This is a genomic window from Streptomyces sp. NPDC096205 (genome assembly GCF_044763135.1).
Taxonomy (GTDB): Bacteria; Actinomycetota; Actinomycetes; order Streptomycetales; family Streptomycetaceae; genus Streptomyces.
Genome location: NZ_JBIWFS010000002.1, coordinates 722,220 through 746,035, shown reverse-complemented (window position 1 = coordinate 746,035; position 23,816 = coordinate 722,220). Strand labels below are relative to the sequence as shown.

General features: G+C 70.2%; 23 protein-coding genes. 14 read left to right on the top strand and 9 right to left on the bottom strand.

Annotation, left to right across the window (positions count from 1 at the left end; translation table 11 throughout):
• Nucleotides 1–75: 75 nt before the first annotated feature.
• The gene (locus tag ACIQ6Y_RS09850) at nt 76–1,281 is read right to left on the bottom strand and encodes a PucR family transcriptional regulator (protein WP_404035011.1); all 1,206 of its coding nucleotides are present in this window, start codon (nt 1,279–1,281) and stop codon (nt 76–78) included.
• A 62-nt stretch (nt 1,282–1,343) separates the two neighbouring features.
• Between ACIQ6Y_RS09850 and ACIQ6Y_RS09845 the strand changes: the two genes are divergently transcribed.
• From ACIQ6Y_RS09845 to ACIQ6Y_RS09835, 3 genes are all read left to right on the top strand, one after another.
• Nucleotides 1,344–2,012 (top strand): pirin family protein, encoded by a 669-nt coding sequence (locus ACIQ6Y_RS09845; RefSeq protein ID WP_404035009.1) that lies wholly within the window; start codon nt 1,344–1,346, stop codon nt 2,010–2,012.
• Nucleotides 2,013–2,151: 139 nt separating this feature from the next.
• Nucleotides 2,152–2,712: a hypothetical protein gene (locus tag ACIQ6Y_RS09840; protein WP_404035007.1), complete on the top strand. Its 561-nt coding sequence runs from the start codon at nt 2,152–2,154 to the stop codon at nt 2,710–2,712.
• Nucleotides 2,713–2,812: 100 nt separating this feature from the next.
• Entirely contained in the window at nt 2,813–5,086 is a 2,274-nt protein-coding gene (locus ACIQ6Y_RS09835; RefSeq protein ID WP_404035005.1) for an MMPL family transporter, read from the top strand.
• Here the strand turns inward: ACIQ6Y_RS09835 and ACIQ6Y_RS09830 are convergent.
• Nucleotides 5,052–5,873: a serine hydrolase domain-containing protein gene (locus ACIQ6Y_RS09830; RefSeq protein ID WP_404035003.1), complete on the bottom strand. Its 822-nt coding sequence runs from the start codon at nt 5,871–5,873 to the stop codon at nt 5,052–5,054. The genes ACIQ6Y_RS09835 and ACIQ6Y_RS09830 overlap by 35 nt on opposite strands.
• A 19-nt stretch (nt 5,874–5,892) precedes the next feature.
• Entirely contained in the window at nt 5,893–6,366 is a 474-nt protein-coding gene (locus ACIQ6Y_RS09825; RefSeq protein WP_404035001.1) for a GNAT family N-acetyltransferase, read from the bottom strand.
• A 95-nt stretch (nt 6,367–6,461) separates the two neighbouring features.
• On the opposite strand from ACIQ6Y_RS09825, the gene ACIQ6Y_RS09820 reads away from it, so the two are divergent.
• On the top strand, nt 6,462–6,950 hold the full coding sequence (locus ACIQ6Y_RS09820) for a MerR family transcriptional regulator (protein ID WP_404034999.1): 489 nt from the start codon (nt 6,462–6,464) through the stop codon (nt 6,948–6,950).
• Nucleotides 6,947–7,960 carry an aldo/keto reductase gene (locus ACIQ6Y_RS09815; RefSeq protein ID WP_404034997.1) on the top strand — a complete coding sequence of 338 codons (1,014 nt, stop codon included), beginning with the start codon at nt 6,947–6,949 and terminating at the stop codon, nt 7,958–7,960. The genes ACIQ6Y_RS09820 and ACIQ6Y_RS09815 overlap by 4 nt, the downstream gene beginning before the upstream one ends.
• Before the next feature lie 3 nt (nt 7,961–7,963).
• Here ACIQ6Y_RS09815 and ACIQ6Y_RS09810 read toward each other — a convergent pair whose 3' ends face one another.
• From ACIQ6Y_RS09810 to ACIQ6Y_RS09800, 3 genes are all read right to left on the bottom strand, one after another.
• A complete protein-coding gene (locus tag ACIQ6Y_RS09810; RefSeq protein ID WP_404036380.1) occupies nt 7,964–8,815 on the bottom strand; it encodes a DUF4429 domain-containing protein in 852 nt (283 codons plus the stop codon).
• Between the two features lie 57 nt (nt 8,816–8,872).
• The gene (locus ACIQ6Y_RS09805) at nt 8,873–10,090 is read right to left on the bottom strand and encodes an alpha/beta hydrolase (protein ID WP_404034995.1); all 1,218 of its coding nucleotides are present in this window, start codon (nt 10,088–10,090) and stop codon (nt 8,873–8,875) included.
• 81 nt (nt 10,091–10,171) lie between these two features.
• Entirely contained in the window at nt 10,172–10,798 is a 627-nt protein-coding gene (locus tag ACIQ6Y_RS09800; RefSeq protein ID WP_404034993.1) for a TetR family transcriptional regulator, read from the bottom strand.
• A 66-nt stretch (nt 10,799–10,864) separates the two neighbouring features.
• On the opposite strand from ACIQ6Y_RS09800, the gene ACIQ6Y_RS09795 reads away from it, so the two are divergent.
• Nucleotides 10,865–12,484, top strand: a complete 1,620-nt coding sequence (locus tag ACIQ6Y_RS09795; protein WP_404034991.1) for an MFS transporter — start codon at nt 10,865–10,867, stop codon at nt 12,482–12,484.
• Between the two features lie 207 nt (nt 12,485–12,691).
• Nucleotides 12,692–12,970, top strand: a complete 279-nt coding sequence (locus tag ACIQ6Y_RS09790; RefSeq protein WP_404034989.1) for a small hydrophobic protein — start codon at nt 12,692–12,694, stop codon at nt 12,968–12,970.
• Between the two features lie 73 nt (nt 12,971–13,043).
• Here ACIQ6Y_RS09790 and ACIQ6Y_RS09785 read toward each other — a convergent pair whose 3' ends face one another.
• Together ACIQ6Y_RS09785 and aceE are read right to left on the bottom strand one after the other, a co-directional pair.
• Nucleotides 13,044–13,808 carry a potassium channel family protein gene (locus tag ACIQ6Y_RS09785; RefSeq protein WP_404034987.1) on the bottom strand — a complete coding sequence of 255 codons (765 nt, stop codon included), beginning with the start codon at nt 13,806–13,808 and terminating at the stop codon, nt 13,044–13,046.
• A 69-nt stretch (nt 13,809–13,877) separates the two neighbouring features.
• Entirely contained in the window at nt 13,878–16,625 is a 2,748-nt protein-coding gene (gene aceE / locus ACIQ6Y_RS09780) for a pyruvate dehydrogenase (acetyl-transferring), homodimeric type (RefSeq protein ID WP_404034985.1), read from the bottom strand.
• A 392-nt stretch (nt 16,626–17,017) separates the two neighbouring features.
• Between aceE and ACIQ6Y_RS09775 the strand changes: the two genes are divergently transcribed.
• The 6 genes from ACIQ6Y_RS09775 (at nt 17,018) to ACIQ6Y_RS09750 (ending at nt 21,514) form a co-directional block, all read left to right on the top strand.
• A complete protein-coding gene (locus ACIQ6Y_RS09775) occupies nt 17,018–17,455 on the top strand; it encodes a DUF3052 domain-containing protein (protein WP_404034983.1) in 438 nt (145 codons plus the stop codon).
• A 204-nt stretch (nt 17,456–17,659) separates the two neighbouring features.
• Entirely contained in the window at nt 17,660–18,118 is a 459-nt protein-coding gene (locus tag ACIQ6Y_RS09770; RefSeq protein WP_404034981.1) for a peroxiredoxin, read from the top strand.
• Nucleotides 18,119–18,230: 112 nt separating this feature from the next.
• Nucleotides 18,231–18,806 (top strand): calcium homeostasis/redox stress adaptation protein, encoded by a 576-nt coding sequence (locus ACIQ6Y_RS09765; RefSeq protein WP_059191513.1) that lies wholly within the window; start codon nt 18,231–18,233, stop codon nt 18,804–18,806.
• Nucleotides 18,807–18,907: 101 nt separating this feature from the next.
• A complete protein-coding gene (locus ACIQ6Y_RS09760) occupies nt 18,908–19,483 on the top strand; it encodes a TerD family protein (RefSeq protein WP_404034979.1) in 576 nt (191 codons plus the stop codon).
• Nucleotides 19,484–19,533: 50 nt separating this feature from the next.
• On the top strand, nt 19,534–20,676 hold the full coding sequence (locus ACIQ6Y_RS09755) for a DUF475 domain-containing protein (RefSeq protein ID WP_404034977.1): 1,143 nt from the start codon (nt 19,534–19,536) through the stop codon (nt 20,674–20,676).
• Between the two features lie 100 nt (nt 20,677–20,776).
• Nucleotides 20,777–21,514, top strand: coding sequence for a Tellurium resistance (locus tag ACIQ6Y_RS09750; protein WP_404034975.1), 738 nt, complete (start codon nt 20,777–20,779; stop codon nt 21,512–21,514).
• Nucleotides 21,515–21,598: 84 nt separating this feature from the next.
• Here ACIQ6Y_RS09750 and ACIQ6Y_RS09745 read toward each other — a convergent pair whose 3' ends face one another.
• The gene (locus ACIQ6Y_RS09745; RefSeq protein WP_404034973.1) at nt 21,599–22,450 is read right to left on the bottom strand and encodes a TerD family protein; all 852 of its coding nucleotides are present in this window, start codon (nt 22,448–22,450) and stop codon (nt 21,599–21,601) included.
• A gap of 187 nt (nt 22,451–22,637) precedes the next feature.
• On the opposite strand from ACIQ6Y_RS09745, the gene ACIQ6Y_RS09740 reads away from it, so the two are divergent.
• Nucleotides 22,638–23,810, top strand: coding sequence for an HpcH/HpaI aldolase/citrate lyase family protein (locus tag ACIQ6Y_RS09740; protein ID WP_404034971.1), 1,173 nt, complete (start codon nt 22,638–22,640; stop codon nt 23,808–23,810).
• The last annotated feature ends 6 nt before the right edge of the window (nt 23,811–23,816 follow it).

Sequence of the window (23,816 nt, the reverse complement as noted above, 5' to 3'; positions counted from 1 at the left end):
TTGTCGAAGGGCATGCCCGCCCGTGGGGACTAGGACGAAGAACGTGGGGGGGATTTGTAGCCCCCCGACAAAACGCTAGGAAGGAAGATCACCGTCGGTGAGACGCCCCAGGATCAGCGCGATCCGCAGCGTGAACGCGGAGCGTACATCCGATGGCGACCATCCGGTGACGTCAGTCACACGTCGAAGCCGGTAGCGCACGGTGTTGGGATGCACGAACAGCATCCGCGCGGCCCCCTCCAGGCTGCTCGCCTGTTCCAGGTAGACGCTCAAGGTCTCCAGGAGCGCCGATCCGGCCTCCTCCAGCGGTCTGTAGATCTCCTCCACCAACTGCTCGCGAGCGCTCGGGTCTCCGGCCATCGCGCGCTCCGGCAGCAGATCGTCCGCCAGCACCGGCCGCGGCGCGTCCTGCCAGGCGGAACACGCCTTCAGGCCGGCCGCGGCGGCCTGCGCGGACCGCGTGGCGGCCTGCAGGTCGGGCACCACGGGCCCGGCGACGACGGGACCTGCGGCATAGGGGCCGATCAGCGACTTGGCCACGGCCAGCGGGTTGTCGCTGCCGCCCGCGATGACGACCAGCCGGTTGCCCAGGACGCCGGTGAGGACCTGGAGCTTGGCGTGCCGGGCCGCGCGCCGGATGGCCTCCACGGTCAGCTCGGAGTCGCCGTCGGGTGCCGTGCCGAGCACCACGCAGACGTGTTCGGGGGAGTTCCAGCCGAGCGCCGCGGCCCGGGAGACGGCGCCCTCGTCGGCCTCGCCGCTGAGCACGGCGTTCACCACCAGCGACTCCAGGCGGGCGTCCCAGGCACCGCGTGCCTCGGCGGCCTGTGCGTAGACCTGGGCGGTGGCGAAGGCGATCTCGCGGGCGTACACCAGCAGCGCCTCGCGCAGCACGCTCTCGTCGCCGGGCGCGGCCACCTCCTCGATCGCGCTCTCCATGACCTCGATGGTGGTGCGCACCATCTCCACGGTCTGCCGCAGCGTGATGGCCCGGGTCAGCTCGCGCGGGGCGGTGCCGAAGACATCGGTGGAGATCGCCTGCGGGGCCTCCGGGTGCCGGAACCACTCGGTGAAGGCGGCGATGCCCGCCTGGGCGACCAGCCCGATCCAGGAACGGTTCTCCGGGGGCATCGCCCGGTACCACGGCAGCGTCTCGTCCATCCGCGCGATGGCCTGGGCGGCGAGGGAGCCGGAGGACTTCTCCAGCCGCTTCAGCGTCGCCGCGTGCGGATGGACGGGGCGCGCTGCGGCTCGGTCGGTACGGACTTCGGGTTCGGGCACGGGGACAAGACTGCCTTATCCGGACGGGAGGATGCGCTACGGGGTCTACGGTGGGGCCTGTGATGGACGTACGGCGCGCCGCAGAGCGCTACCGCGGCGGGGAGCCGGAGGCCGGGATCGAGTCCTGGCACGCCTTCTCCTTCGGCCCGCACTACGACCCCGACAACCTCCGCTTCGGCGCGCTGATCGCCTGCAACGAGGAGCGGCTCGCCCCCGGCGCCGGCTTCGACGAGCATCCGCACAGCCACACCGAGCTGGTCACCTGGGTCGTCGAGGGCGAGCTGACGCACCGCGACTCCGCCGGCCACGAGACCCGGGTGCGCTCCGGCGACGTCCAGCGCCTCAGCTCGGCCGCGGGCGTACGGCACGTGGAGCGCAACGACGGGGACACCCCGCTGACCTTCGTACAGATGTGGCTGGCGCCCCGCGACCCCGGCGGCGACCCGGTGTACGAGATCGTGCACGGCATCGCCGACTCCACGCCGTACGCCGTCCCGGAGGCGGGCGCGATGCTGCACGTGCGGCGGCTGACGGCGGGGGAGCGGACCGCGGTGCCGGACGCGGCGTACGTCTACGTCCATGTCGTACGCGGTGAAGTGCGGCTCGGCGACGCCGAGTTGGGGCCGGGCGACGCGGTGCGGGGCACGGGGGCGCGGGACCTGGAGCTGGTCGCGGGGGCCGGCGGTGCGGAGGTCCTCGTGTGGGAGATGGCAGCCGATTCGAACGGGTGAGCGGCACTCGAACGCTGTCACTCGCGGTGCGCGACCCATCACGTGCTGTTTGGCTTGCGCCGAGGACGCCGACTCCGGCGCCTGTCCCGAGGCACTCTCACGCAAGGGACGCACTCTTCACGCAAGGAGAGCAGACAGCATGAAGCTCGCCCCCCGCACCCTGATACGCGCCGCCGCCCCCGCCCTGGCCGCGGGCATGCTCCTGACCGCGTTCGCCCTGCCCGCCGCCGCGCAGGAGCCGCCCGGCTCCTGGGTGACCCGCTCCGGCAGCACGGTCCAGCTCTCGGCGCGCAGCGGTGTCGCCAACGGGGTCTCCATCGGCATCACCCCGGCCGGGCGTCTGATCGTCGAGGACCAGGCAGGCATCGCCGCGTTCAGCGGGTGCCAGCGGCTGCCGAACAGCACAACCTCCGCCGACTGCGGCACCGGCGTCACCACGCTGCAGATCTCGCTCGGCGACAACGGAGACAGCCTGTTCATCTCCGAGCTCGTCACGGCCAACGCCTCCGTCAGCGCCGGCCCGGGCCCCGACGTCATCCTCACCGGCGGCGGCAACGACACGATCGTCGTCCGTGACGGTGTGCGCGGCAACGACTCCGTCAACTGCGACGGCAACCGGCCCGCCGGCACCGACCAGGTGGTCGCCGACCTGGGCGACAGCGTCTCGCTGACGACCTGTGAGCGCCGGTTCTTCAGCTGAGCGTGACAAGACACGTCCGCCCGGCCCGAGATGACCCCGGGCCCGGGCGGGCGTGTACTGGAGACGCCGGGTCGTGTCCGGCAGGGAGAGAGCCCACACCATGGTCGCTCGCGCCCGTGCGGGGGGACGCAGCCGGACCGCAGCAGGGGGACTGCGGGGGCTGGGAGAGTGGTGCGCACGCCACTTCGTGATCGTGATCATCGCCTGGCTGGTCGGCCTCGGCGGCCTCCAGGCGCTGAACCACCTCCACGGCGGCACCTACTCCGACGACTTCGCCCTGTCCGACGTGCAGTCGCAGGACGGCCTCGACGTCCTGAAGAAGCACGACCCGCAAGCCGGCGGTTACAGCAGCCAGATCGTCCTGCACGACGACAAGGCCCTGTCCTCGCTCGGCTCACAGATGTCGACGACCGTCGCCGACCTGCAGAAACTGCCGCACGTCCTGAGCGTGCAGAACCCGCTGGACGCCACCTCCTCCAAGGTCGGCCCGCTGTCCTCCGACGGGAAGACCGCCTACGTCACCGTCCGCTTCGACGAACAGCCCTCCGCCCTCGGCGACAGCTACCTCGACGGGGTCGACGACGCGGTCCAGCCGCTCAAGGACGCCGGCGCCCAGGTCGAGTACGGCGGCTCGCTCGGTGAACTCGCCCGCCCGGCCGCCGACGACCGGGTCAGCGAGCTGATCGGCTTCGCGGTGGCCGTCGTCGTGCTGCTGGTCGGGTTCGGCAGCGTGATCGCCGCCGGACTGCCGCTGGTCACCGCGCTGATCGGAGTCGTCGGCGGGCTGGCCGGCCTCGGGCTGCTCGCCCTCGCGTTCACCTTCGCCACGGTCTCGCCCACCCTCGCCACGATGATCGGCCTCGGCGTCGGCATCGACTACGCCCTGTTCCTGATCACCCGGCACCGGCAGAACCTCATGGACGGCGCCGACCCGGTGCGCGCCGCCGGACACGCCACCGCCACCAGCGGACGCGCGGTCCTCGTCTCCGGCACCACCGTCATCGTCGCCCTCATGGGCCTGTACGCCTCCGGCGTCACCTTCATCGGCAAACTCGGCCTCGCCGCGGCCGTCACCGTGGTCTCCGCCGTCCTCGGCGCGCTGACCCTCGTCCCCGCCCTGCTCGGCCTCATCGGCACACGCATCGACCGCTACAAGGTGCGGGGGCCCGTCGCCGAGACCGGGGCCGAGCCCGGAGCCGAGGCCACCGGCACCTGGCACCGCTACGCCCAGCGCGTGGAACGCCGTCCGCTGCGCTTCCTCGCCGCCGGCCTCGCCGCCGTCGCCGTCCTCGCCGTCCCCGTGTTCTCCCTCCAGCTCGGGCACATCGGCGACGGCGCCGACCCGACCTCGTTCACCGACCGGCGCGCCTACGACCTGATGACCGACGCGTTCGGGCCCGGCTCCAACGGGCCCCTCACCGTCGTCGTCGACCAGACCTCCGTGCCGGACTCCCAGCGCTCCGACCTCGCCTCGAACGCGCAGAAGGCGCTGAACGGCGTCCAGGGAGCCGCCTTCGTCACCCCGCTCAACCCGACGAAGGACGGCGACGTCCTGGTCGGCACCGTCTACTCCGAGGTGTCCCCGCAGAACCCCGACACCACCGACCTCGTCAACCGGCTGGTCGACGACACCCTGCCCCAGGCGGCCGCCGGCACCGACGCCGAGGGATACGTCACCGGCACCACGGCCGCCCAGGTCGACTTCCGGGACATCGTCGCCGCACGGCTGCCGCTGATCATCGGCGTCGTGGTGGGACTGGCCTTCCTGATCGTCCTCGCCGTCTTCCGCGGTCTGCTCGTCGCGCTGAAGGCGGCCGTCCTGAACGTCCTGTCGATCGCCGCGTCCTACGGTGTCGTCGTCGCCGTCTTCCAGTGGGGCTGGGGCGGCCCCGCGCTGGGCGTCCACGGCAAGGTGCCCATCGAGAGCTATGTGCCGATGATGATGTTCGCCATCATCTTCGGCCTGAGCATGGACTACGAGATCTTCCTGCTGTCCCGGGTGCACGAGGCCTGGCTGCGCACCGGGGACGCCAAGGCCGCCGTGGCGCACGCGCTGGAGATCACCGCGCGGGTGATCACCTGCGCGGCCCTGATCATGGTGAGCGTGTTCGCGGCCTTCATCGTCAGCGACAACATCGTCGTGAAGATGCTCGGCCTCGGTCTCGCGGTGAGCGTGCTCATCGACGCCACCGTGGTCCGGCTGCTCATGGTGCCCGCGGTGCTGACCCTGCTGGGCCGGCACGCCTGGTGGACGCCCCGATGGCTGGACCGGCTGCTGCCGCACATCGACACCGAGGGCGGGAGCGAGAGCCTGGACGCCCGGCCGGAGCCGGCCGCGCCTACGGGCGCAGCTCTGCCAGCACGGCGTCGGTGAACCCCGGCCACGCCTCGACGGCCCAGGGCCCGAAGGCGCGGTCGGTCAGCGCGACACAGGCCAGGCCCGCGTCCGGGTCGATCCACAGGAACGTGCCCGACTGGCCGAAGTGGCCGAAGGTGCGCGGCGAGGAGGAGGCGCCCGTCCAGTGCGGGGACTTGCCGTCGCGGATCTCGAAGCCGAGGCCCCAGTCGTTGGGGTTCTGGTGCCCGTAGCCCGGCAGCACGCCCTTGGTGCCCGGGTACTGCACGGTCATCGCGTCCGCGACCGTGCGCGGGTCCAGCAGCCGCGGCGCCTGCACCTCGGCGGCGAACCGCAGCAGGTCCTCCACCGTCGACACGCCGTCCTTGGCGGGCGAGCCCTCCAGCGACGTGCCCGTCATCCCCAGCGGCTCCAGCACCGCCTGGCGCAGATACTCGGCGAACGGGATGTCCGTCGCCTTGGCGACATGGTCGCCGAGCTGTTCGAACCCGGCGTTGGAGTACAGCCGCCGCTCGCCCGGCGCGGACATCACCCGGTGCTCGTCGAAGGCCAGCCCCGAGGTGTGCGCCAGCAGATGCCGGACCGTGGCACCGGCGGGCCCGGCCGGCTCGTCCAGCTCGATCGCGCCCTCCTCGTAGGCGACGAGCACGGCGTACGCCGCGAGCGGCTTGGTGACCGACGCCAGCGGGAACGGCCGCCCGGCCGGGCCGTGCGTCCCCACGACCGTGCCGTCGGCGCGGACCACACCCGCCGCGGCGGTGGGGACGGGCCAGTTCTCGATCAGCGCGAGGCTCTTCAACGACATGCCGTCGAGCCTATGCGTCTCACAGCCGCAACCGCATCGAGGGGTCCGGCTTGCGGACGAAGCCCAGGGACGCGTACAGCGGCTCCGCCTCGGCGGACGCGTTCAGGTCGACCTGGGCGGCGCCGCGCTCGCGGAACCAGGCCAGCAGTTCCTCCATGCACGCGCGCGCGTACCCGCGGCGCCGGGCGTCCGGGTCGGTGGCGACGCTGAAGACGTACCCGACCCGCCCGTGCGGATTGTCCGCCCGCCCGATCCGGTACTCGATCGTCCCCGCCACCAGCGCGGCCAGCGCCCCCGGCCGCTGCGGGTGCTCCACGACGAACGCCGCGAAGTCCCCGCCGGGCTCCGCGAGACGCGCCCGCAGCGTCGGCAGGGACGCGGAGTGCCAGCCGTCGTCGCCGGACACCCCCGTGAACACGGAGTCGATCATCACCTGACGCAGCCGCAGCACTTCGGCGGCGTCCCCGGGCCCAGCACGTCGTACGAGACTCATGACGGCAAGCTAACGGTGAAGATCACGCCAAGTCCCGCTGTTTACCGCCGGTTCTCGCTTGCTTGGAGCCCACTCCAAGGCCATAGCGTGGGGGCATGACGGTGATGCAGACCACGGCCGTGACCACCGAAGGAGCCCCGCGGACCCCGGCGGACATCTGTACCGCCCCGCCCCGACGGCACCCCCGCCCGGACGGCGAGGACCGCTACACCATCAGCGAGGTCGCCGCCTTCACCGGCCTCACCGCGCACACCCTGCGCTGGTACGAGCGGATCGGCCTGATGTCCCACATCGACCGCTCGCACACCGGCCAGCGCCGCTACACCAACCGCGACCTGGACTGGCTCGACCTCGTCGGAAAGCTGCGGCTGACCGGCATGCCGGTCGCCGACATGGTGCGGTACGCCGAGCTGGTGCGCGAGGGCGAGTCCACCTACGACGAGCGGCGCGAGCTGCTGGAGTCCACCCGCAGGGACGTGCTGGCGCGGATCGCCGAACTGCACGACACCCTCGCCGTGCTGGACCGCAAGATCAGCGTGTACGGCGGCGCCGACCGCGCCTGCGAAACGGAGACGAACCGATGAACGACACCAGGATCCCCACCGCCCGCCTCGGCGCCGACGGTCCCGAGGCGGGTGTGCAGGGCCTGGGCTGCATGGGCATGAGCTTCGCCTACGGCCCCTCCGACGCGCAGGAGTCCCGCGCGACCCTGGAGCGGGCCCTCGAACTGGGCGTCACCCTCTACGACACGGCGGACGCCTACGGAGCGGGCGACAACGAGCGCTTCCTGGCGCCCTTCTTCGCCGCCCACCGCGACGAGGTGCTCATCGCCACCAAGTTCGCCCTGTCCATCCCCGAGGACGACCCCACCCGCCGGGTCGTCCGCAACGACGCGCCCTACATCCGCCAGGCCGTCGAGGCGAGCCTCAAGCGCCTCGACGTCGAGGTGATCGACCTCTACTACATGCACCGGCGGGACGTGAACGTCCCCATCGAGGAGACCGTCGCCACCATGGCCGACCTGGTGCGCGAGGGCAAGGTCAAGCAGCTCGGCCTCAGCGAGGTCACCGCCGACGAGCTGCGCGCCGCCCACGCCGTCCACCCGATCGCGGCCGTGCAGTCGGAGTGGTCCCTGTTCAGCCGGGACATCGAGGCCAAGGTCGTGCCCGCGGCCCGCGACCTGGGCGTCACCCTCGTCCCGTACTCCCCGCTCGGCCGGGGCTTCCTCACCGGCTCCTTCGCCCGCGCCGAGGACCTCACCGCCGACGACTTCCGCCGCCACCAGCCCCGCTTCACCGGCGACAACGCCAGGGCCAACGCCGCCCTGCTGGAGCCGGTCCGCGAGGTCGCCGCGAAGCACTCCGCCTCCCTGGGGCAGATCGCCCTGGCCTGGGTCCAGCAGCAGGCCCGGGTCCACGGCCTGCCCGTGATCCCGATCCCGGGCACCCGTCGGCCGACCCGGGTTCAGGAGAACGTGGCGGCCGTCGGTATCACCCTGGACGAGGAGGACCTGAACCTCCTGGCCCCGATCGCGGCCCAGGTGGCCGGCGACCGGTACGCCGACATGCGCTTCGCGTCCGCCGGCCGGGAGTGACCTTCAGAGCTCCGCCAGCAACTCCGCCTTCTTCACGGAGAACTCCTCGTCCGTGACGAGTCCGGCCTGGTGCAGCTCCCCCAGATGCCGAATCCTGTCCGCGATGTCGGCCGGGTCCCTGCGGGGCACGGCCGACACCGCGGCGCCCGGCCCCTTCCCCCGTACGGCGGCCAGCACGGCCGCGGCGAACGGCAGCGACTCGTGCACCGGCCCGTACCCGAGCCCGAACACCACGGCGGCCGGGTCCTGATCCGCCTGCGTCGGCTGGGCGTCCCCGGTCAGCAGCCGCAGATGCCCCTCGAACACCTCCGGCGAGCGCCACTCGACCCCACTGAGCTCGTCGACGGCGAAGCTCTGGTCCCCGGCCTTCCACTTCGCCGACGACGCCCCGGTCCAGAACCACCGGAAGTGCACGTGGGACCCGTCGAAGGACGCTTTCGCGTCGTACGCCTTGAACCGCAGCGGCACCTCGGGCGCCGTCACCAGGAAGCGGTCGGCGGGCTCGGTGTCGCCCTTGAGGCTCGCCCGCAGCTCGTCGGCGTAGTACTCGGCGAGCACCTCGCGCTCGGCCGGCAGCACCAGCCGGTAGGGGTCGCTGTGCTCCTTCAGCTGCCCGGCGGCAGCCTCCAGGAGCGGATCCGCGCCCGGCCGCAGCTCGGCGCGCAGCACCACGGTCCCCCGCCGTCCCGGCGTCAGCGACACCCCCTGCACCGCCTCCAGCGGCACCCGGCGCTCCCGCAGCGCCTGGAACAGCTTGGGTGTCCGAATCCCCCGTTCGTAGCGGATGAGCACGGAGTCGGACTCGAACTCCCAGGCGGCATGAAATCCGGCCAGTACGTCACCCATGCGGCTCATCGTATGCGGCATGAGCTCCTCCGTCCCCTCCCCGCGCAAACCGCAGTTTCTGCGCCTCTACGCGCGTCCCACCGGCGTCGTGGCGGACAAACCCGCCCGGCATGTGCCCAGATCGTCGGCGCAGTCCACCGAGCGGTACGCGCCAGTGCCGATCTCGGCGAAGTTCTGGAGGCTGTCCGTGCCGGGCACGAAGTAGCCCGCGTGTCCCTCGGCGTCGCGTGCCGAGAGCACCCGCGCGCCGAACTCGGCGGTCACCGGGTCGGCGCCGTGGCCGAAGCCGCCGAGCTCCAGATGGGGCACGTCCCCGATCCAGTCGTCGGCGTCCCGCATGGCCCACACGCGCGCGGACGTGCCGAGCCCGGAGGCCTTCTCGGCGCGCATCCCGGGGCTGCCGGCCACCGCGATGTCGGCCACCCGTGCGGGCAGCGTGTGCGCGGCCACCCCGCAGACCACCGAGCCGTAGCTGTGGCAGAACAGCGACACCGGCGCCCTGCCGGGCAGGGCCCGCACCAGCGCGTTCAGCCGGACCGCACCGCCCTCGGCGCGCAGCGCGGTGGCCGCGTCCATGCCGATGCCGCTGGGGGCGGTGTAGTCGGCCCATGCGATGACGGCCGTCCGCAGGCCGGGGCGGGCCTCGCGCTCGGCGTCGTAGAGGGAGCGGGCCATGCCGACGGGCGCGGAGTGGTAGCGATAGGTGCGCTGGAAGGTGAGCAGGTCGGTGTCGACGCCGGGCACGACGACGGAGATCCGCTCGGCCTCGGTGAGGTCGCCGAACACCTCGGCGACCCGGCCCGAGCCCTCCGGGTCGAAGGCGAGGATGTGCCGCCCGGGCTCGGCGAGCGACTCCAGGCGGTGCATGCGGCGCCCCGCCTGCTGCTGCCCCGCCGGGTTGAGGCGGCTGTCGTGCATCCGGGCCAGCTCGACTCTGCGGGCCTTGCCGAGCGCGACGCGGTTGGCGCGGTAGCGCAGTTCGACGGGGGCGCCGTTCATGTTGCCGACGGCGAGCGGGTAGCGGGCCGCGAGCGTGGCCTGCTGCCGGTCGGTGAGCGTGGCGAAGAAGCGGGCGATGCGGGCGGGGGAGGCGTCCGGGTCGGGCAGCCGGTGGCCGGCGATGCTGCCGTCCTCCCAGGCGGACAGGGAGGCCTGGAGTTCGGTCACCGGGTGGTCGCTGCGCAGCGCGGTCCAGCCGGTGGTCGCCAGCATCACGAACACCACGGCCAGCGCGAGCAGCATGCGCCAGACGTTGAGTTGCGGGGAGGTGTCGAAGGAAGTCACTGGGAGGACACACTAGGAGAACGGGACGGTCTCGCGTGAACCGAGTGACGCAGATCACGTTTGACGAATCTCTCCCTGCTGTCAGGATGCGCGCCAGTTCTCGGCGAGCGCCGGCCCCACGTGATCGAGGTACGCCGCGGTCAGCTCGCGGATCGCCTCCAGGTTGAGGTCCTCCCGGGCACTCCACTGCCGCTCCGTGACCCGCATCACCGCACCGAACACCGCCACCGCCACCCGCGGCCGCGGGTCGGCGTCCACATCGAGACCCTCGCGCTCGGCGATCAGCCGCGCGAACCGCTCCTCGGTCTCCGCGGAGCGCCGCAGATGCGCGGCGAGCAGCACCGGAGTCGACTCCACCACCCGGTACATCCGCAAGTACAGATCGACCGGTACGACGGACTCGATGACTTCGCTGATGGTGTCCCAGCCCTCCAGGACGGCCCTGCGCAGCGCCTCCAGCGGCGGCTCGTGCGGCGGACGGGCGCGCACGGCCTCGTAGAAGTGCTCCTCGGTGAGGCGCTGGACCGCGAGGGCGGCGTCCTCCTTGCCCGCGAAGTAGCGGAAGAAGGTGCGCTGCGAGACGTCGACCGCCTCGGCGATCTCGTCGACGGTCGTGCGGTCGTAGCCCTGGGTCGTGAACAGCTCGAACGCGGCCCGCACCAGTGCGTCCCGGGTGCGCTGCTTCTTGCGCTCGCGCAGTGTTTCCATAGATGTCAGTTAGTGACGACTGAATTGCTTTGTCAAATGTCAGAGGCTGTCACTAGCCTCGTTCGTATGACTGGTCAGACCACCATCGACAAGACGGGGCCGGGGGACGGCGCACCGCTCACCCCGTCGGACCCGGCCCCGGCCCAGGGCCTGCGCGGGCACCCGTGGTTCACCCTCCTCACCGTCGCCGTCGGCGTGATGATGGTGGCCCTGGACGGGACCATCGTGGCCATCGCCAACCCGGCCATCGGGGCGGACCTGAAGGCGAGCCGCGAAGACCTCCAGTGGATCACCAACGGCTACTTCCTCGCCCTCGCCGTCACCCTGATCACCGCGGGCAAGCTCGGTGACCGCTTCGGACACCGGCAGACCTTCCTGATAGGCGTGGTCGGCTTCGCCGCCGCCTCCGGCGCGATCGGCCTCTCCTCCTCGATCGGCGCGGTCATCGCCTTCCGCGTGCTCCAGGGCCTGTTCGGCGCGCTGCTGATGCCGGCCGCGCTCGGCCTGCTGCGCGCCGCCTTCCCGGCCGAGAAGCTCAACATGGCCATCGGCATCTGGGGCATGGTCATCGGCGCCTCCACCGCGGGCGGCCCGGTCCTCGGCGGCGTCCTCGTGGAGAACGTCAGCTGGCAGTCGGTGTTCTTCATCAACGTGCCCGTCGGTGTCCTCGCGCTCGTCCTGGGCGTGCTGATCCTCCTCGACCACCGGGCGGAGAACGCCCCGCGCTCCTTCGACCTGCTGGGCATCGCCCTGCTGTCGGCCGCGATGTTCTGCCTGGTCTGGGCCGTGATCAAGGCCCCCGAGTGGGGCTGGGGCGACGGGCAGACGTGGACGTTCATCGGCGCGTCCCTGCTCGGCTTCGCGCTGTTCGCGTTCTGGGAGCTGCGCGTGCGTGAGCCGCTGATCCCGCTGGCCCTGTTCCGCTCGGTCGCGCTGTCCGCCGGTGTGGTCCTCATGGTCCTGATGGCCATCGCGTTCATGGGCGGCCTGTTCTTCGTGACGTTCTACCTCCAGAACGTGCACGGCATGGGCCCCATCGACGCCGGCCTCCACCTGCTGCCCCTCACCGGCATGATGATCGTCGGCTCCCCGCTCGCGGGCGCCCTCATCACCAAGCTCGGCCCGAGGGTGCCGCTCGCGGGCGGCATGGCGGTGACCGCGATCGCCATGTACGGCATGTCCACCCTGGAGGCGGACACCGGCAGCGGCGTGATGTCCATCTGGTTCGCCCTGCTCGGCTTCGGCCTCGCGCCGGTCATGGTCGGCGCCACCGAGGTCATCGTGGGCAACGCCCCCATGGAGCTGTCCGGCGTGGCCGGCGGCCTCCAGCAGGCGGCCATGCAGATCGGCGGCAGCCTCGGCACGGCCGTCCTGGGCGCCGTCATGGCCTCCAAGGTCGACAGCGACCTCGCCGGCAACTGGGCCGACGCGGGCCTGCCCCCGCTTGCTCCCGAGCAGCTCGACCAGGCCTCCGAGGCCGTCCAGCTCGGGGTCGCGCCGATCGCACCGGGCACCCCGGAGCCGCTGGTCACCAAGATCACGGACGTCGCCCACGACACCTTCATCTCCGGCATGAGCCTGGCGTCCCTGGTCGCGGCGGGCGTCGCGGGCGTTGCCGTCCTCGTCGCCCTCCTCACCAAGCGGGGCGCGAACGCGGAGGCGGGCGCGGGCGCCGCCCACATCTGACGGTGCCGCACCCGGCGGCATTTCCCCTATCAGGGTGAGAGAGCTAAAGCCCCCTCCTCCTGGGCGGCCGCCGCAGGTGACAGTGGGACACATGCGGCGCGCTGCAGGAGGGGGGCAGCGCGCCGCAAAAGGCGTGAATGAACCGCGCGACGGGGGTACCCGCCCCACATCGGAACCCAACCGACCTGACGGTCCAGGGAGTTGACGATGGCGAGCTTCGGAAACCGAACGCACGGGTACCCCCGCTCACGCGGCCGGACGTGGCAGCGGACCGGGCCGGACCGCGCGTCGCTCGCCATCACCGGAGCCATCTGCGCCGTGGCCGGCTTCTTCGTCCTGGGAATCCTCCTGGGCCCCATGGCCATGGCCTGCGGCTGGCTCTCCCTGGACCGCACACGCAGGTCCCCCCGCAAGGTGCCGACTCTGATCGCACTGGTCCTGGGGACCATCGACACGCTGCTGGCGCTGGTGTGGCTGGTCTTCTAGGGGCGCGGGGCTGTGTCGATATGCGGCTCCGCCGCGTGGGCGCGACCAGCCACGGACGACCCGCAAGACGCGATCAAGCAGAACCCCGCTCCTCAGTAGGCGACTTCACAGACGCCCCGGAGGACAACGCAGCAACCTCCGCCCGAAGCGCCCGAACCTCCTCGGTCAGCGCAGCAATGGCCGCGGTCTGCCGCCTCTCCTCCGCGTCATCCATCTCGAACCGCGCAATGAACCACGCGGCGATGTTCGCGGTGACCACACCCAGCAACGCGATCCCGGACAGCATCAGCCCCACGGCAAGGACCCGCCCCAGCCCGGTGGTCGGCGCGTGATCCCCGTACCCCACGGTCGTCATCGTCGTGAACGACCACCACACCGCGTCACCCAGCGTCCGGATGTTCCCGTCCGGCGCCTCCCGTTCGACGGACAGCACGGCCAGTGAGCCGAACATCAGCAGCCCGACGACCGCACCGGCGACGTATGTCGTCAGCCGGATCTGCGAGGCCATCCGCGCCCGCTTGCCGACCAGCAGCAGCGTCGAGACCACCCGCAGCAGGGCCAGCGGCCGCAGCAACGGCAGGATCACGGCGCACAGATCGAGCCAGTGCCGGCGTATGAACTCCCATCGCCGGGGCGCCAGCACCAGCCGCACCAGATAGTCGAGGGCGAACGCGCCCCACACCACCCACTCGGTCACCGCGCACACACGCGTGAGCTTGTGCCCGGCCGAGTAGTCCACGATCGGCACCGCGTAGGCGATCGCGAAGACGACGGCGAGCGCCAGCAAGGGCCGCTGGGTCAACTGCTCCCAACGGCCCTGTGCGGTTTCTTCCTTCATGCACGCAATCGTAGGTCTGCGTGCTCAGGGCCTGTCTTCCGGATCATGCCGGCGTCGCGGGGTCAGGCCCTACGCGTCTCCGCCCGCGGCCCCCGGATCGGCGGCGGAGACGTCGAGCAGCTGGTACCGGTCGACGGCCTGCTTCAGCACCGACCGGTCGACCTTGCCCTCGCGCGCCAGCTCGGTCAGCACCGCCACCACGATCGACTGCGCGTCGATGTGGAAGAACCGCCGCGCGGCACCGCGCGTGTCGGCGAAGCCGAACCCGTCGGCGCCCAGGGACTGGTACGACCCCGGCACCCACCGCGAGATCTGGTCCGGCACCGACCGCATCCAGTCGGAGACGGCGACGAACGGACCCTGCGCCCCGGCGAGCTTGCGCGTCACGTACGGCACGCGCTGCTCCTCCTCCGGGTGCAGCAGGTTGTGCTGCTCGCACGCGACGGCCTCGCGCCGCAGCTCGTTCCAGGAGGTCGCCGACCAGACGTCGGCACGGACGTTCCACTCCTCGGCGAGGATCTTCTGCGCCTCGACCGCCCACGGCACGGCCACACCGGAGGCCATGATCTGCGCCGGGATCGACCCGCCCGTGCCCTCGCTGAAGCGGTAGACGCCCTTGAGGATGCCCTCGACGTCCACGCCGTCCGGCTCGGCCGGGTGCTGGATCGGCTCGTTGTAGACGGTGAGGTAGTAGAAGACGTCCTCGCCGTGCGGGTGCTCCTCGCTGCCGCCGTACATCCGGCGCAGACCGTCCTGCACGATGTGCGCGATCTCGTACCCGAAGGCGGGGTCGTACGCGACACAGCCCGGGTTGGTCGAGGCGAGCAGCTGGGAGTGGCCGTCGGCGTGCTGGAGGCCCTCACCGGTCAGGGTCGTGCGGCCGGCGGTCGCGCCCAGCACGAAACCGCGCGCCAGCTGGTCGGACATCTGCCAGAACTGGTCACCGGTGCGCTGGAAACCGAACATCGAGTAGAAGACGTACACCGGGATCAGCGGCTCGCCGTGCGTGGCGTACGCCGAGCCCGCCGCGATCAGTGACGCCGTGCAGCCCGCCTCGGAGATGCCGTCGTGCAGCATCTGGCCGGTCGGGGACTCCTTGTAGGCGAGCAGCAGCTCGCGGTCGACGGCCTCGTACTGCTGGCCGAGCGGGTTGTAGATCTTCGCGCTCGGGAAGAACGAGTCCATGCCGAACGTGCGGTACTCGTCCGGCGCGATCAGCACGAACCGCTTGCCGAGCTCCTTGTCCCGCATGAGGTCCTTCAGGAGCCGGACGAAGGCCATGGTCGTCGCGATGGACTGCTGACCCGAGCCCTTCTTCACGGTCGCGTACGTCTTGTCGTCCGGCAGCGCGAGCGGCTGGGAGCGGACCACGCGCGTGGGGACGTAGCCGCCGAGGCCCTTGCGGCGGTCGTGCATGTACTGGATCTCCTCGGAGTCCCGCCCCGGGTGGTAGTACGGCGGGAGCCCGCTCTCCAGGTCCTTGTCGGAGATCGGCAGGTGCAGCCGGTCGCGGAAGCGCTTGAGGTCGTCGACCGTCAGCTTCTTCATCTGGTGCGTGGCGTTGCGGCCCTCGAAGTTCGGGCCCAGCGTCCAGCCCTTGATCGTCTTGGCGAGGATGACGGTCGGCTGGCCCTTGTGCGCCTTGGCCGCCGAGAACGCCGCGAAGATCTTCTTGTGGTCGTGACCGCCGCGGCCCAGGTGCAGGATCTGGTCGTCGGTCATGCCCTCGACCATCGCGCGCAGCCGGTGGTCGTCGCCGAAGAAGTGCTCGCGGATGTAGGCGCCGGACTCGGTGGCGTAGGTCTGGAACTGCCCGTCCGGGGTGGTATTCATCTTGTTGACGAGGATGCCGTCGCGGTCCTGGGCGAGCAGCGGGTCCCAGGTGCGGTCCCAGATGAGCTTGATCACGTTCCAGCCAGCGCCGCGGAACACCGACTCCAGCTCCTGGATGACCTTGCCGTTGCCGCGGACCGGGCCGTCCAGGCGCTGGAGGTTGCAGTTGACGACGAAGGTGAGGTTGTCCAGGCCCTCGCGCGCGGCGATGGTCAGCTGGCCCAGCGACTCCGGTTCGTCCATCTCACCGTCGCCGAGGAAGGCCCACACGTGCGACTTGGAGGTGTCGGCGATCTCGCGCGCGTGCATGTAGCGGTTCATCCGCGCCTGGTAGATCGCGCCGATCGGGCCGAGGCCCATCGACACGGTCGGGAACTCCCAGAAGTCCGGCATCAGGCGCGGGTGCGGGTACGAGGACAGGCCGTACGGCGCCTTCGACTTCTCCTGGCGGAACGCGTCGAGGTTCTGCTCGCTGAGCCGGTCCAGCAGGTACGCGCGTGCGTAGATGCCCGGTGAGGCGTGGCCCTGGAAGAAGACCTGGTCGCCGCCGTCGCCCTCGTCCTTGCCCCGGAAGAAGTGGTTGAAGCCGACGTCGTAGAGGGACGCGGAGGACGCGAAGGTGGCGATGTGGCCGCCGACGCCGATGCCGGGGCGCTGGGCGCGCGAGACCATCACGGCCGCGTTCCAGCGGGTGGCGTTGAGGACCCGGCGCTCGATCTCCTCGTTGCCCGGGAAGAACGGCTCGTCCTTGGTGGCGATGGTGTTGACGTAGTCCGTGCTGCGCATCTCCGGCACGGCCACGCGCTTCTCGCGGGCCCGCTCGATCAGCCGCAGCATGAGGTAGCGGGCGCGCTCCCGCCCGCGCTCGTCGATGGCGGCGTCCAGGGAGTCGAGCCACTCCTGGGTCTCGTCGGGGTCGAAGTCAGGAACCTGACTGGGAAGGCCGCCAATGATGATCGGATTGCGATCGGATCCGGGAACCACGCTGTTCCTTACCTGTCGAAGGGCCGTACTTCGGGGGTTCGGGTGTGCCTGCACCGCTCCTAATCGTGTACCTCGGGGCGGCAAACGTCATCTCTACCGAGAGGTAACCGAGAGGTAACGGGCAGACCCGGCAACTCGGTGCAACCATGTTCGAGCCTCGTACCCAGAGATGGTTCCCAAACGCCCAAACGGGGCAGAAAGGTGTGGCGTGCGTCACCATTGATCGAGAGCGCATGCCTGAAGTTGCGGCGACAGCGCCAGGATCGTCACCGTTTCGGCGGTCTGGACGGCCGGGTACTTGCGCGATCCGTCCCGCCCGTGTGGACTACGGCCAATGCTTCGCGCACGCGCGTGGCTGAGTTATTTCCCAAGACATGATCAGGAGGCAACCCGTGAGCGCGACCGCGGACCACGCGGAGGAGCGGACGAGCCCTGCCGTCAGGCTGGGGTTCCAGCCCGGGCAGGTGGTCCAGGAGATCGGCTACGACGACGACGTCGACCAGGAGCTCCGCGAGTCCCTCGAGGAAGTCATCGGCAGCGACCTGGTGGACGAGGACTACGACGACGTGGCCGACGCCGTGGTGCTCTGGTTCCGCGACGACGACGGCGACCTGACGGATGCGCTGGTGGATGCCACCACGTACATCGAAGAAGGCGGCGCGATCCTGCTCCTCACCCCGAAGACCGGGCGTGCGGGCTATGTGGAGCCGAGCGACATCTCGGAAGCCGCGACGACGGCGGGGCTGTCGGCCTCCAAGAGCGTCAGCGTGGGCAAGGACTGGAGCGGCAGCCGGCTGGTGACGCCCAAGGCGGCCAAGACGAAGAAGTGAACCCGGCCTCGTCCTGAAACCCAAGAGGACGGGCCGAGCCTCCCGCTCGGCCCGTCCTTCAGCATGTCCGGGCCGTCCGCACGGAGTGTCGCCGTCTGCCCGGGGTGTCGCCGTCCGCCCGAGGTGTCCCGCCTGCCCGGCCCTCCCGGCTCCCTCGTAGGGTTGTCCCCACCCGAACAGCCCCACCGAAGGGAATTGCCCGAGATGACCGTCCAGGTCGGCGAAAAGGCTCCTGACTTCGAGCTCAAGGACAACCACGGCCGCACCGTGAAGCTCTCCGACTTCCGCGGTGACAAGAACGTGGTGCTGCTCTTCTACCCCTTCGCCTTCACCGGCGTGTGCACCGGCGAGCTGTGCGAGGTGCGCGACAACCTGCCGAAGTTCGCCGACCGCGACACCCAGGTGCTCGCCGTCTCCAACGACTCCATCCACACCCTGCGCGTCTTCGGCGAGCAGGAGGGCCTGGAGTACCCGCTGCTGAGCGACTTCTGGCCGCACGGCGAGGTCTCCCGCGCCTACGGTGTCTTCGACGAGGACAAGGGCTGCGCGGTGCGCGGCACCTTCGTCATCGACAAGGAGGGCGTCGTGCGCTGGACCGTCGTGAACGGCCTGCCGGACGCCCGTGACCTGAACGAGTACGTCACGGCGCTCGACACCCTCTGATTCTTCGCCCCAGGGCCTGCGTGGCGCGGGAACCCGTCACTAGGATCGACTCGTTCGATCCGATGACAACGCACGACGGGGCACCCCGCCCCTGGACACCAATGGAGGACTCGTGGGAGTCAGCCTCAGCAAGGGCGGCAACGTTTCGCTGACCAAGGAGGCCCCGGGCCTGACCGCGGTCATCGTCGGTCTGGGGTGGGACGTCCGCACCACGACCGGCACGGACTTCGACCTCGACGCGAGCGCGCTGCTGCTGAACAGCTCCGGCAAGGTCAGCAGCGACGCCAACTTCGTCTTCTTCAACAACCTCAAGAGCCCCGACGGCTCGGTCGAGCACACCGGCGACAACATCACCGGTGAGGGCGAGGGCGACGACGAGCAGATCAAGGTCAACCTCGCCGCCGTTCCCGCGGACATCGAGAAGATCGTGTTCCCGGTCTCGATCTACGACGCCGAGAACCGCCAGCAGTCCTTCGGTCAGGTCCGCAACGCGTTCATCCGTGTCGTGAACCAGGCGGGCGAGGCGGAGATCGCGCGCTACGACCTCTCCGAGGACGCCTCCACCGAGACCGCCATGGTCTTCGGTGAGCTCTACCGCCACGGCGCGGAGTGGAAGTTCCGCGCCATCGGCCAGGGCTACGCCTCGGGCCTGCGCGGCATCGCCCAGGACTTCGGCGTCAACGTCTGACAGTCGCGAGAAAGTCACCGTCCGGCGTCGCACGGTTTATGTGCGGCGCCGGACGTGCAGGACAGCCACGTAAAGCAACACCTCGGGGAGGGACCAGCATCATGGGCGTCACGCTCGCCAAGGGAGGAAACGTCTCCCTGTCCAAGGCCGCACCCAACCTCACGCAGGTGATGGTCGGGCTCGGCTGGGACGCGCGCTCCACCACCGGAGCCCCCTTCGACCTGGACGCCAGCGCGCTGGTGTGCAGCGGCGGGCGGGTCATGGGGGACGAGTGGTTCGTCTTCTACAACCAGCTGACCAGCCCGGACGGCTCGGTGCAGCACACCGGTGACAACCTCACCGGCGAGGGCGACGGCGACGACGAGTCCCTGATCATCGACCTCTCCAAGGTCCCTGCCCAGTGCGACAAGATCGTCTTCCCGGTCTCGATCCACATGGCCGACGAACGCGGCCAGACCTTCGGTCAGGTCAGCAACGCCTTCATCCGTGTCGTCAACCAGGCCGACGGCCAGGAGCTCGCCCGCTACGACCTCAGCGAGGACGCGTCCACCGAAACCGCGATGATCTTCGGCGAGGTGTACCGCTACCAGCAGGAATGGAAGTTCCGGGCAGTAGGCCAGGGGTACGCGTCCGGTCTGCGGGGCATCGCTCTAGACTTCGGAGTCAACGTTTCGTAAAGCCGAGTGCGGCGCGGGGGATTCCCGTACACGTATGGATTGGGTAGCCAGTGCTTCTGAAAACCTTCGGCTGGTCGTTCGCGGTCACCGCGCTCGGCCTGGTCGCGGCGGTCTTCTACGGGGGGTGGACCGCCTTCGGCATCGTGGCGATCCTCTCCGTCCTGGAAATCTCGCTGTCGTTCGACAATGCGGTGGTCAACGCCGGAATCCTGAAGAAGATGAATGCCTTCTGGCAGAAGATCTTCCTCACGGTCGGTGTGCTCATCGCCGTCTTCGGCATGCGTCTCGTCTTCCCCGTGGTCATCGTCGCCATCAGCGCCAAGATGGGCCCGATCGAGGCCGTCGACCTCGCGTTCTCCGACAAGGACCGCTATGAGCAGCTCGTCACCGACGCGCACCCGGCGATCGCCGCGTTCGGTGGCATGTTCCTGCTGATGATCTTCCTGGACTTCATCTTCGAGGACCGGGACATCAAGTGGCTGGGCTGGCTGGAGCGCCCGCTCGCCAAGCTCGGCAAGGTCGACATGCTGTCGGTCTGCATCGCGCTGGTCGTCCTGCTGGTCTCCGCGATGACCTTCGCGACCCAGGCGCATCTGCACGCCGGCCACGCCGACAAGGCAGAAACCGTCCTGCTGTCCGGCATCGCCGGCCTCATCACGTACATGGTCGTCGGCGGTCTCTCCGGCTACTTCGAGGACAAACTCGAAGAAGAGGAGGAACGCGAGCACGAGGCCGAGGAGGAAGCCGAGCGCACCGGCAAGCCCAAGTCGGCGGTCGTCCTGGCCGGCAAGGCCGCGTTCTTCATGTTCCTCTACCTCGAGGTCCTGGACGCGTCCTTCTCCTTCGACGGAGTCATCGGCGCCTTCGCCATCACCAACGACATCGTCCTGATGGCCCTCGGCCTCGGCATCGGCGCCATGTACGTCCGGTCGCTCACGGTCTACCTGGTCCGCCAGGGCACCCTCGACGACTACGTCTACCTGGAGCACGGCGCCCACTACGCCATCGGCGCCCTTGCGGTGATCCTGCTGGTCACCATCCAGTACCAGATCAGCGAGCTCATCACCGGCTCCATCGGTGTCATCCTGATCGGCTGGTCCTTCTGGTCCTCCGTGCGCCGCAACCGCGCACTGGCGGCCGCCGAGGGAAACCCGGGCTCGGACGAGAAGACTGAGGTCTCGTCCGGGGTGTGACACCCTCACGGGTGAGGAACGCTTTCCGGCGGGGCGGCGTCGAGGACCAGTCCTCCGACGCCGCCCCGCCGGTGTTTTCTACGTCAATTGGGGGCGGGACATGGGCTTGCTGGACGGACTCTGGCGCGGGCGGGACAACCAGTTCGACTCGGGCAGCGCGTCGAGCAACGCGATCGAACTGACCAAACGCCACAGCCAGGTCTCCCTCACCAAACAGGGCGCGGCCACCGGCAACCTCCGCGTCAACCTCTCCTGGCGGATGCGCACCTCCGACCTCGGCGGCCCCCAGCGCGAGAGCCTGCTGCGCCACCCCTTCAAGGCGCTCAGGCCGCCGGAGGTCATGGGCCACACCCAGAGCATGGTCAACGTCGACCTCGACCTCGGCTGCCTCTACGAGCTCCAGGACGGCACCAAGGGCGTCGTCCAGCCCCTCGGCGGCTACCTCGGCGACGTCAACGCCGCGCCCTACGTCAAGCTCAGCGGCGACGACCGCTTCGGCTCCGGCTCCGGCGAGACGATCTACGTCAACCTCGACCACCGCGAGCAGATCAAGCGCCTGCTGGTCTTCGTCTACATCTACGACCAGACCCCGGCCTTCGACCGCACCCACGCCGTCGTCACCCTCTACCCGAGCAACGGCCCCCGGATCGAGATCAGCCTCGACGAACGCCACCCCCAGGCCCGCTCCTGCGCGGTCGTCCTGATCGAGAACGTCAAGGACGAGATCATGGTCCGCCGGGAGGTCAAGTTCGTGTACGGCTTCCAGGCGGAACTGGACCGGCTGTACGGCTGGGGCCTGCAGTGGGGCAGGGGCTACAAGACGAAGGCCGAGAGATGACGTGGCTGTCGTTCAGGGGCGCGGGGAACTGCGCGACCAGCCACGCACGGCCGTCGGCGGCCGACGAACAGGACCGGGCAGACGCTACCGCCCGATGAACTGCGGCCCTTGAGGAGGCAGCTGGAACTCCCCGACCGGCTGCGGATAGCCGTAAGCCGGCTGCGGATACCCGTAGGCCGGCTGCGGATAGCCGTAGCCCGGCTGCTGAGGCACCGCGGTGGTCGGCGCCTCCGGAGGCAGCGGCTGCGCGGCCTCGGGCGCCCCGGCCTGCGGGGACTCGCCCTGCGAGGCCTGAGAGAACTGCGAGGACTGGGAGGCCTGCGAGGACTGGGAGGCCTGCGAGGACTGCGCGGACTGCGAGGACTGCGCGGACTGCGCGGCCTCGGCCACCTCGCCCTCGTCCACGGAGATGCCGTAATCCGTGGCCAGCCCCTTCAGCCCGTCGGAGTAGCCCTCCCCGAGCGCCCGGAACTTCCACCCCTCGCCGCGCCGGTACAGCTCCCCGCAGATCAGCGCGGTCTCCTGACCGGTCTCCGGCTTGATGTCGAAATACGCCAGCGGTTCACCCTCACCCGCCGACGGGTCGTACAGCGAAATCCGCAGCGAACGTACGCGGTCGAACGTCACCCCGTCGGCCGAAGCGACCAGCAGAATCCGGCCGACTCCGGACTCGACACCGGCCAGATCTGTCTGGATCGTGTCGGTCAGGCCCTCGGCGACCCGCTTCTTGCCGAGCCGCCACACCTGCCCGGAGGGGTGCCGGGGCTGGTTGTAGAAGACGAAGTCCTCGTCGGAGCGCACACGACCGTCGAGGCCGAGGAGCAGCGCCGAGGCATCGACGTCCGGAACACCCTGCCCGGGCGTCCAGCGCAGCACAGCGCGCACCGTGGTGGCTTCGACCGGGACGTTCGACCCCTTCAGCATCGCGTGCGTCATGCGGCCATCCTGCCTTCTCGGTCCTGGTCACGACAATGCGGGGGTGCGGTGGAGAAACGGACGGCTGTGCGCGCCCGCGTTACCGGAAATTCATGCCCTGAGGGAACCTCGGACATGGACTCCTACGTACTATTACCGGCCACCTATCGTCACCTCACCGGCCATTCCGGCACCACGGGGGAGCTTTATGCGTCATTTCGGGCACATCGCCCCTGAGGTGCGGCAGCGCCTCTTCCATCAGGAGCCGTGCGAATTCACCGCCGGCTCCCCGGCCCGGCTGCTGTCCGCGGCCCTGGGCGCCACGCTGTACAGTCCGGCGACCCGCCCCCGGCTCGCCGACGACATCGTCAAGCAGACGGCACGCGGCGTGGTGTCGATGGTGTTGTGCCTGGAGGACTCGATCCACGACGCCGAGGTGGCGGGTGGCGAGGAGAACCTGGTCCGTCAGTTCACCGAGCTGGCCGGGCGTGCCCCGTACGCCGAGGACCCCCCGCTGCTGTTCATCCGCGTCCGCGCCCCCGAGCAGATCCCCGACCTCGTGCGGCGCCTCGGCCCCGCGGTCCGGCTGCTGTCCGGCTTCGTGCTGCCCAAGTTCACCGAGGAGCGCGGCATCCCCTTCCTGGAGGCGCTGAGCGCCGCCGAGGCCGCGAGCGGACAGCGCCTGTTCGCGATGCCCGTCCTTGAGTCGCCCGAGCTGCTGTACCGCGAGTCGCGGGTGGAGACCCTGGAGGGCATCTCCCGCGCGGTCGACAAGTACCGCGACCGCGTCCTCGCCCTGCGCCTCGGAGTGACCGACTTCTGCTCCTCGTACGGCCTGCGCCGGGCCCCCGACATGACGGCGTACGACGTCCAGATCGTGGCCTCCGTGATCGCCGACGTGGTGAACATGCTGGGCCGCGCCGACGGCACCGGCTTCACGGTGACCGGCCCGGTCTGGGAGTACTTCCGCGTGCAGGAACGTATGTTCAAGCCCCAGCTGCGCCGCAGCCCCTTCCTGGAGGGACAGGCCGAGGAACTGCGCGAGGCGCTGCTCGAGCACGCCATGGACGGCCTGCTGCGCGAGATCACCCTCGACCAGGCCAACGGCCTCACCGGCAAGACCTGCATCCACCCCTCCCATGTGCTGCCCGTCCACGCGCTGTCCGTCGTCAGCCACGAGGAGTACAGCGACGCCCAGGACATCCTGCGGCCCGAGCGTCTCGGCGGGGGTGTACTGCGGTCGGCGTACACGAACAAAATGAATGAGGTGAAGCCGCACCGCGCCTGGGCCGAGCGGACCATGCTGCGCGCCGAGGTGTTCGGCGTGGCACGTGAGGACGTCGGTTTCGTGGAGCTGCTCGCCGCCGGTATCCCCGGCTGAAGACAC

Bases quoted from the DNA above. Each gene is read 5' to 3' on its own strand.
- ACIQ6Y_RS09845 (WP_404035009.1), top strand. From the start codon at position 1,344: ATGGACGTACGGCGCGCCGCAGAGCGCTACCGCGGCGGGGAGCCGGAG.
- ACIQ6Y_RS09840 (WP_404035007.1), top strand. From the start codon at position 2,152: ATGAAGCTCGCCCCCCGCACCCTGATACGCGCCGCCGCCCCCGCCCTG.
- ACIQ6Y_RS09835 (WP_404035005.1), top strand. From the start codon at position 2,813: ATGGTCGCTCGCGCCCGTGCGGGGGGACGCAGCCGGACCGCAGCAGGG.
- ACIQ6Y_RS09830 (WP_404035003.1), bottom strand. From the start codon at position 5,873: ATGTCGTTGAAGAGCCTCGCGCTGATCGAGAACTGGCCCGTCCCCACC.
- ACIQ6Y_RS09825 (WP_404035001.1), bottom strand. From the start codon at position 6,366: ATGAGTCTCGTACGACGTGCTGGGCCCGGGGACGCCGCCGAAGTGCTG.
- ACIQ6Y_RS09820 (WP_404034999.1), top strand. From the start codon at position 6,462: ATGACGGTGATGCAGACCACGGCCGTGACCACCGAAGGAGCCCCGCGG.
- ACIQ6Y_RS09815 (WP_404034997.1), top strand. From the start codon at position 6,947: ATGAACGACACCAGGATCCCCACCGCCCGCCTCGGCGCCGACGGTCCC.
- ACIQ6Y_RS09810 (WP_404036380.1), bottom strand. From the start codon at position 8,815: ATGAGCCGCATGGGTGACGTACTGGCCGGATTTCATGCCGCCTGGGAG.
- ACIQ6Y_RS09800 (WP_404034993.1), bottom strand. From the start codon at position 10,798: ATGGAAACACTGCGCGAGCGCAAGAAGCAGCGCACCCGGGACGCACTG.
- ACIQ6Y_RS09795 (WP_404034991.1), top strand. From the start codon at position 10,865: ATGACTGGTCAGACCACCATCGACAAGACGGGGCCGGGGGACGGCGCA.
- ACIQ6Y_RS09790 (WP_404034989.1), top strand. From the start codon at position 12,692: ATGGCGAGCTTCGGAAACCGAACGCACGGGTACCCCCGCTCACGCGGC.
- ACIQ6Y_RS09785 (WP_404034987.1), bottom strand. From the start codon at position 13,808: ATGAAGGAAGAAACCGCACAGGGCCGTTGGGAGCAGTTGACCCAGCGG.
- ACIQ6Y_RS09770 (WP_404034981.1), top strand. From the start codon at position 17,660: ATGACCGTCCAGGTCGGCGAAAAGGCTCCTGACTTCGAGCTCAAGGAC.
- ACIQ6Y_RS09760 (WP_404034979.1), top strand. From the start codon at position 18,908: ATGGGCGTCACGCTCGCCAAGGGAGGAAACGTCTCCCTGTCCAAGGCC.
- ACIQ6Y_RS09750 (WP_404034975.1), top strand. From the start codon at position 20,777: ATGGGCTTGCTGGACGGACTCTGGCGCGGGCGGGACAACCAGTTCGAC.
- ACIQ6Y_RS09745 (WP_404034973.1), bottom strand. From the start codon at position 22,450: ATGACGCACGCGATGCTGAAGGGGTCGAACGTCCCGGTCGAAGCCACC.
- ACIQ6Y_RS09740 (WP_404034971.1), top strand. From the start codon at position 22,638: ATGCGTCATTTCGGGCACATCGCCCCTGAGGTGCGGCAGCGCCTCTTC.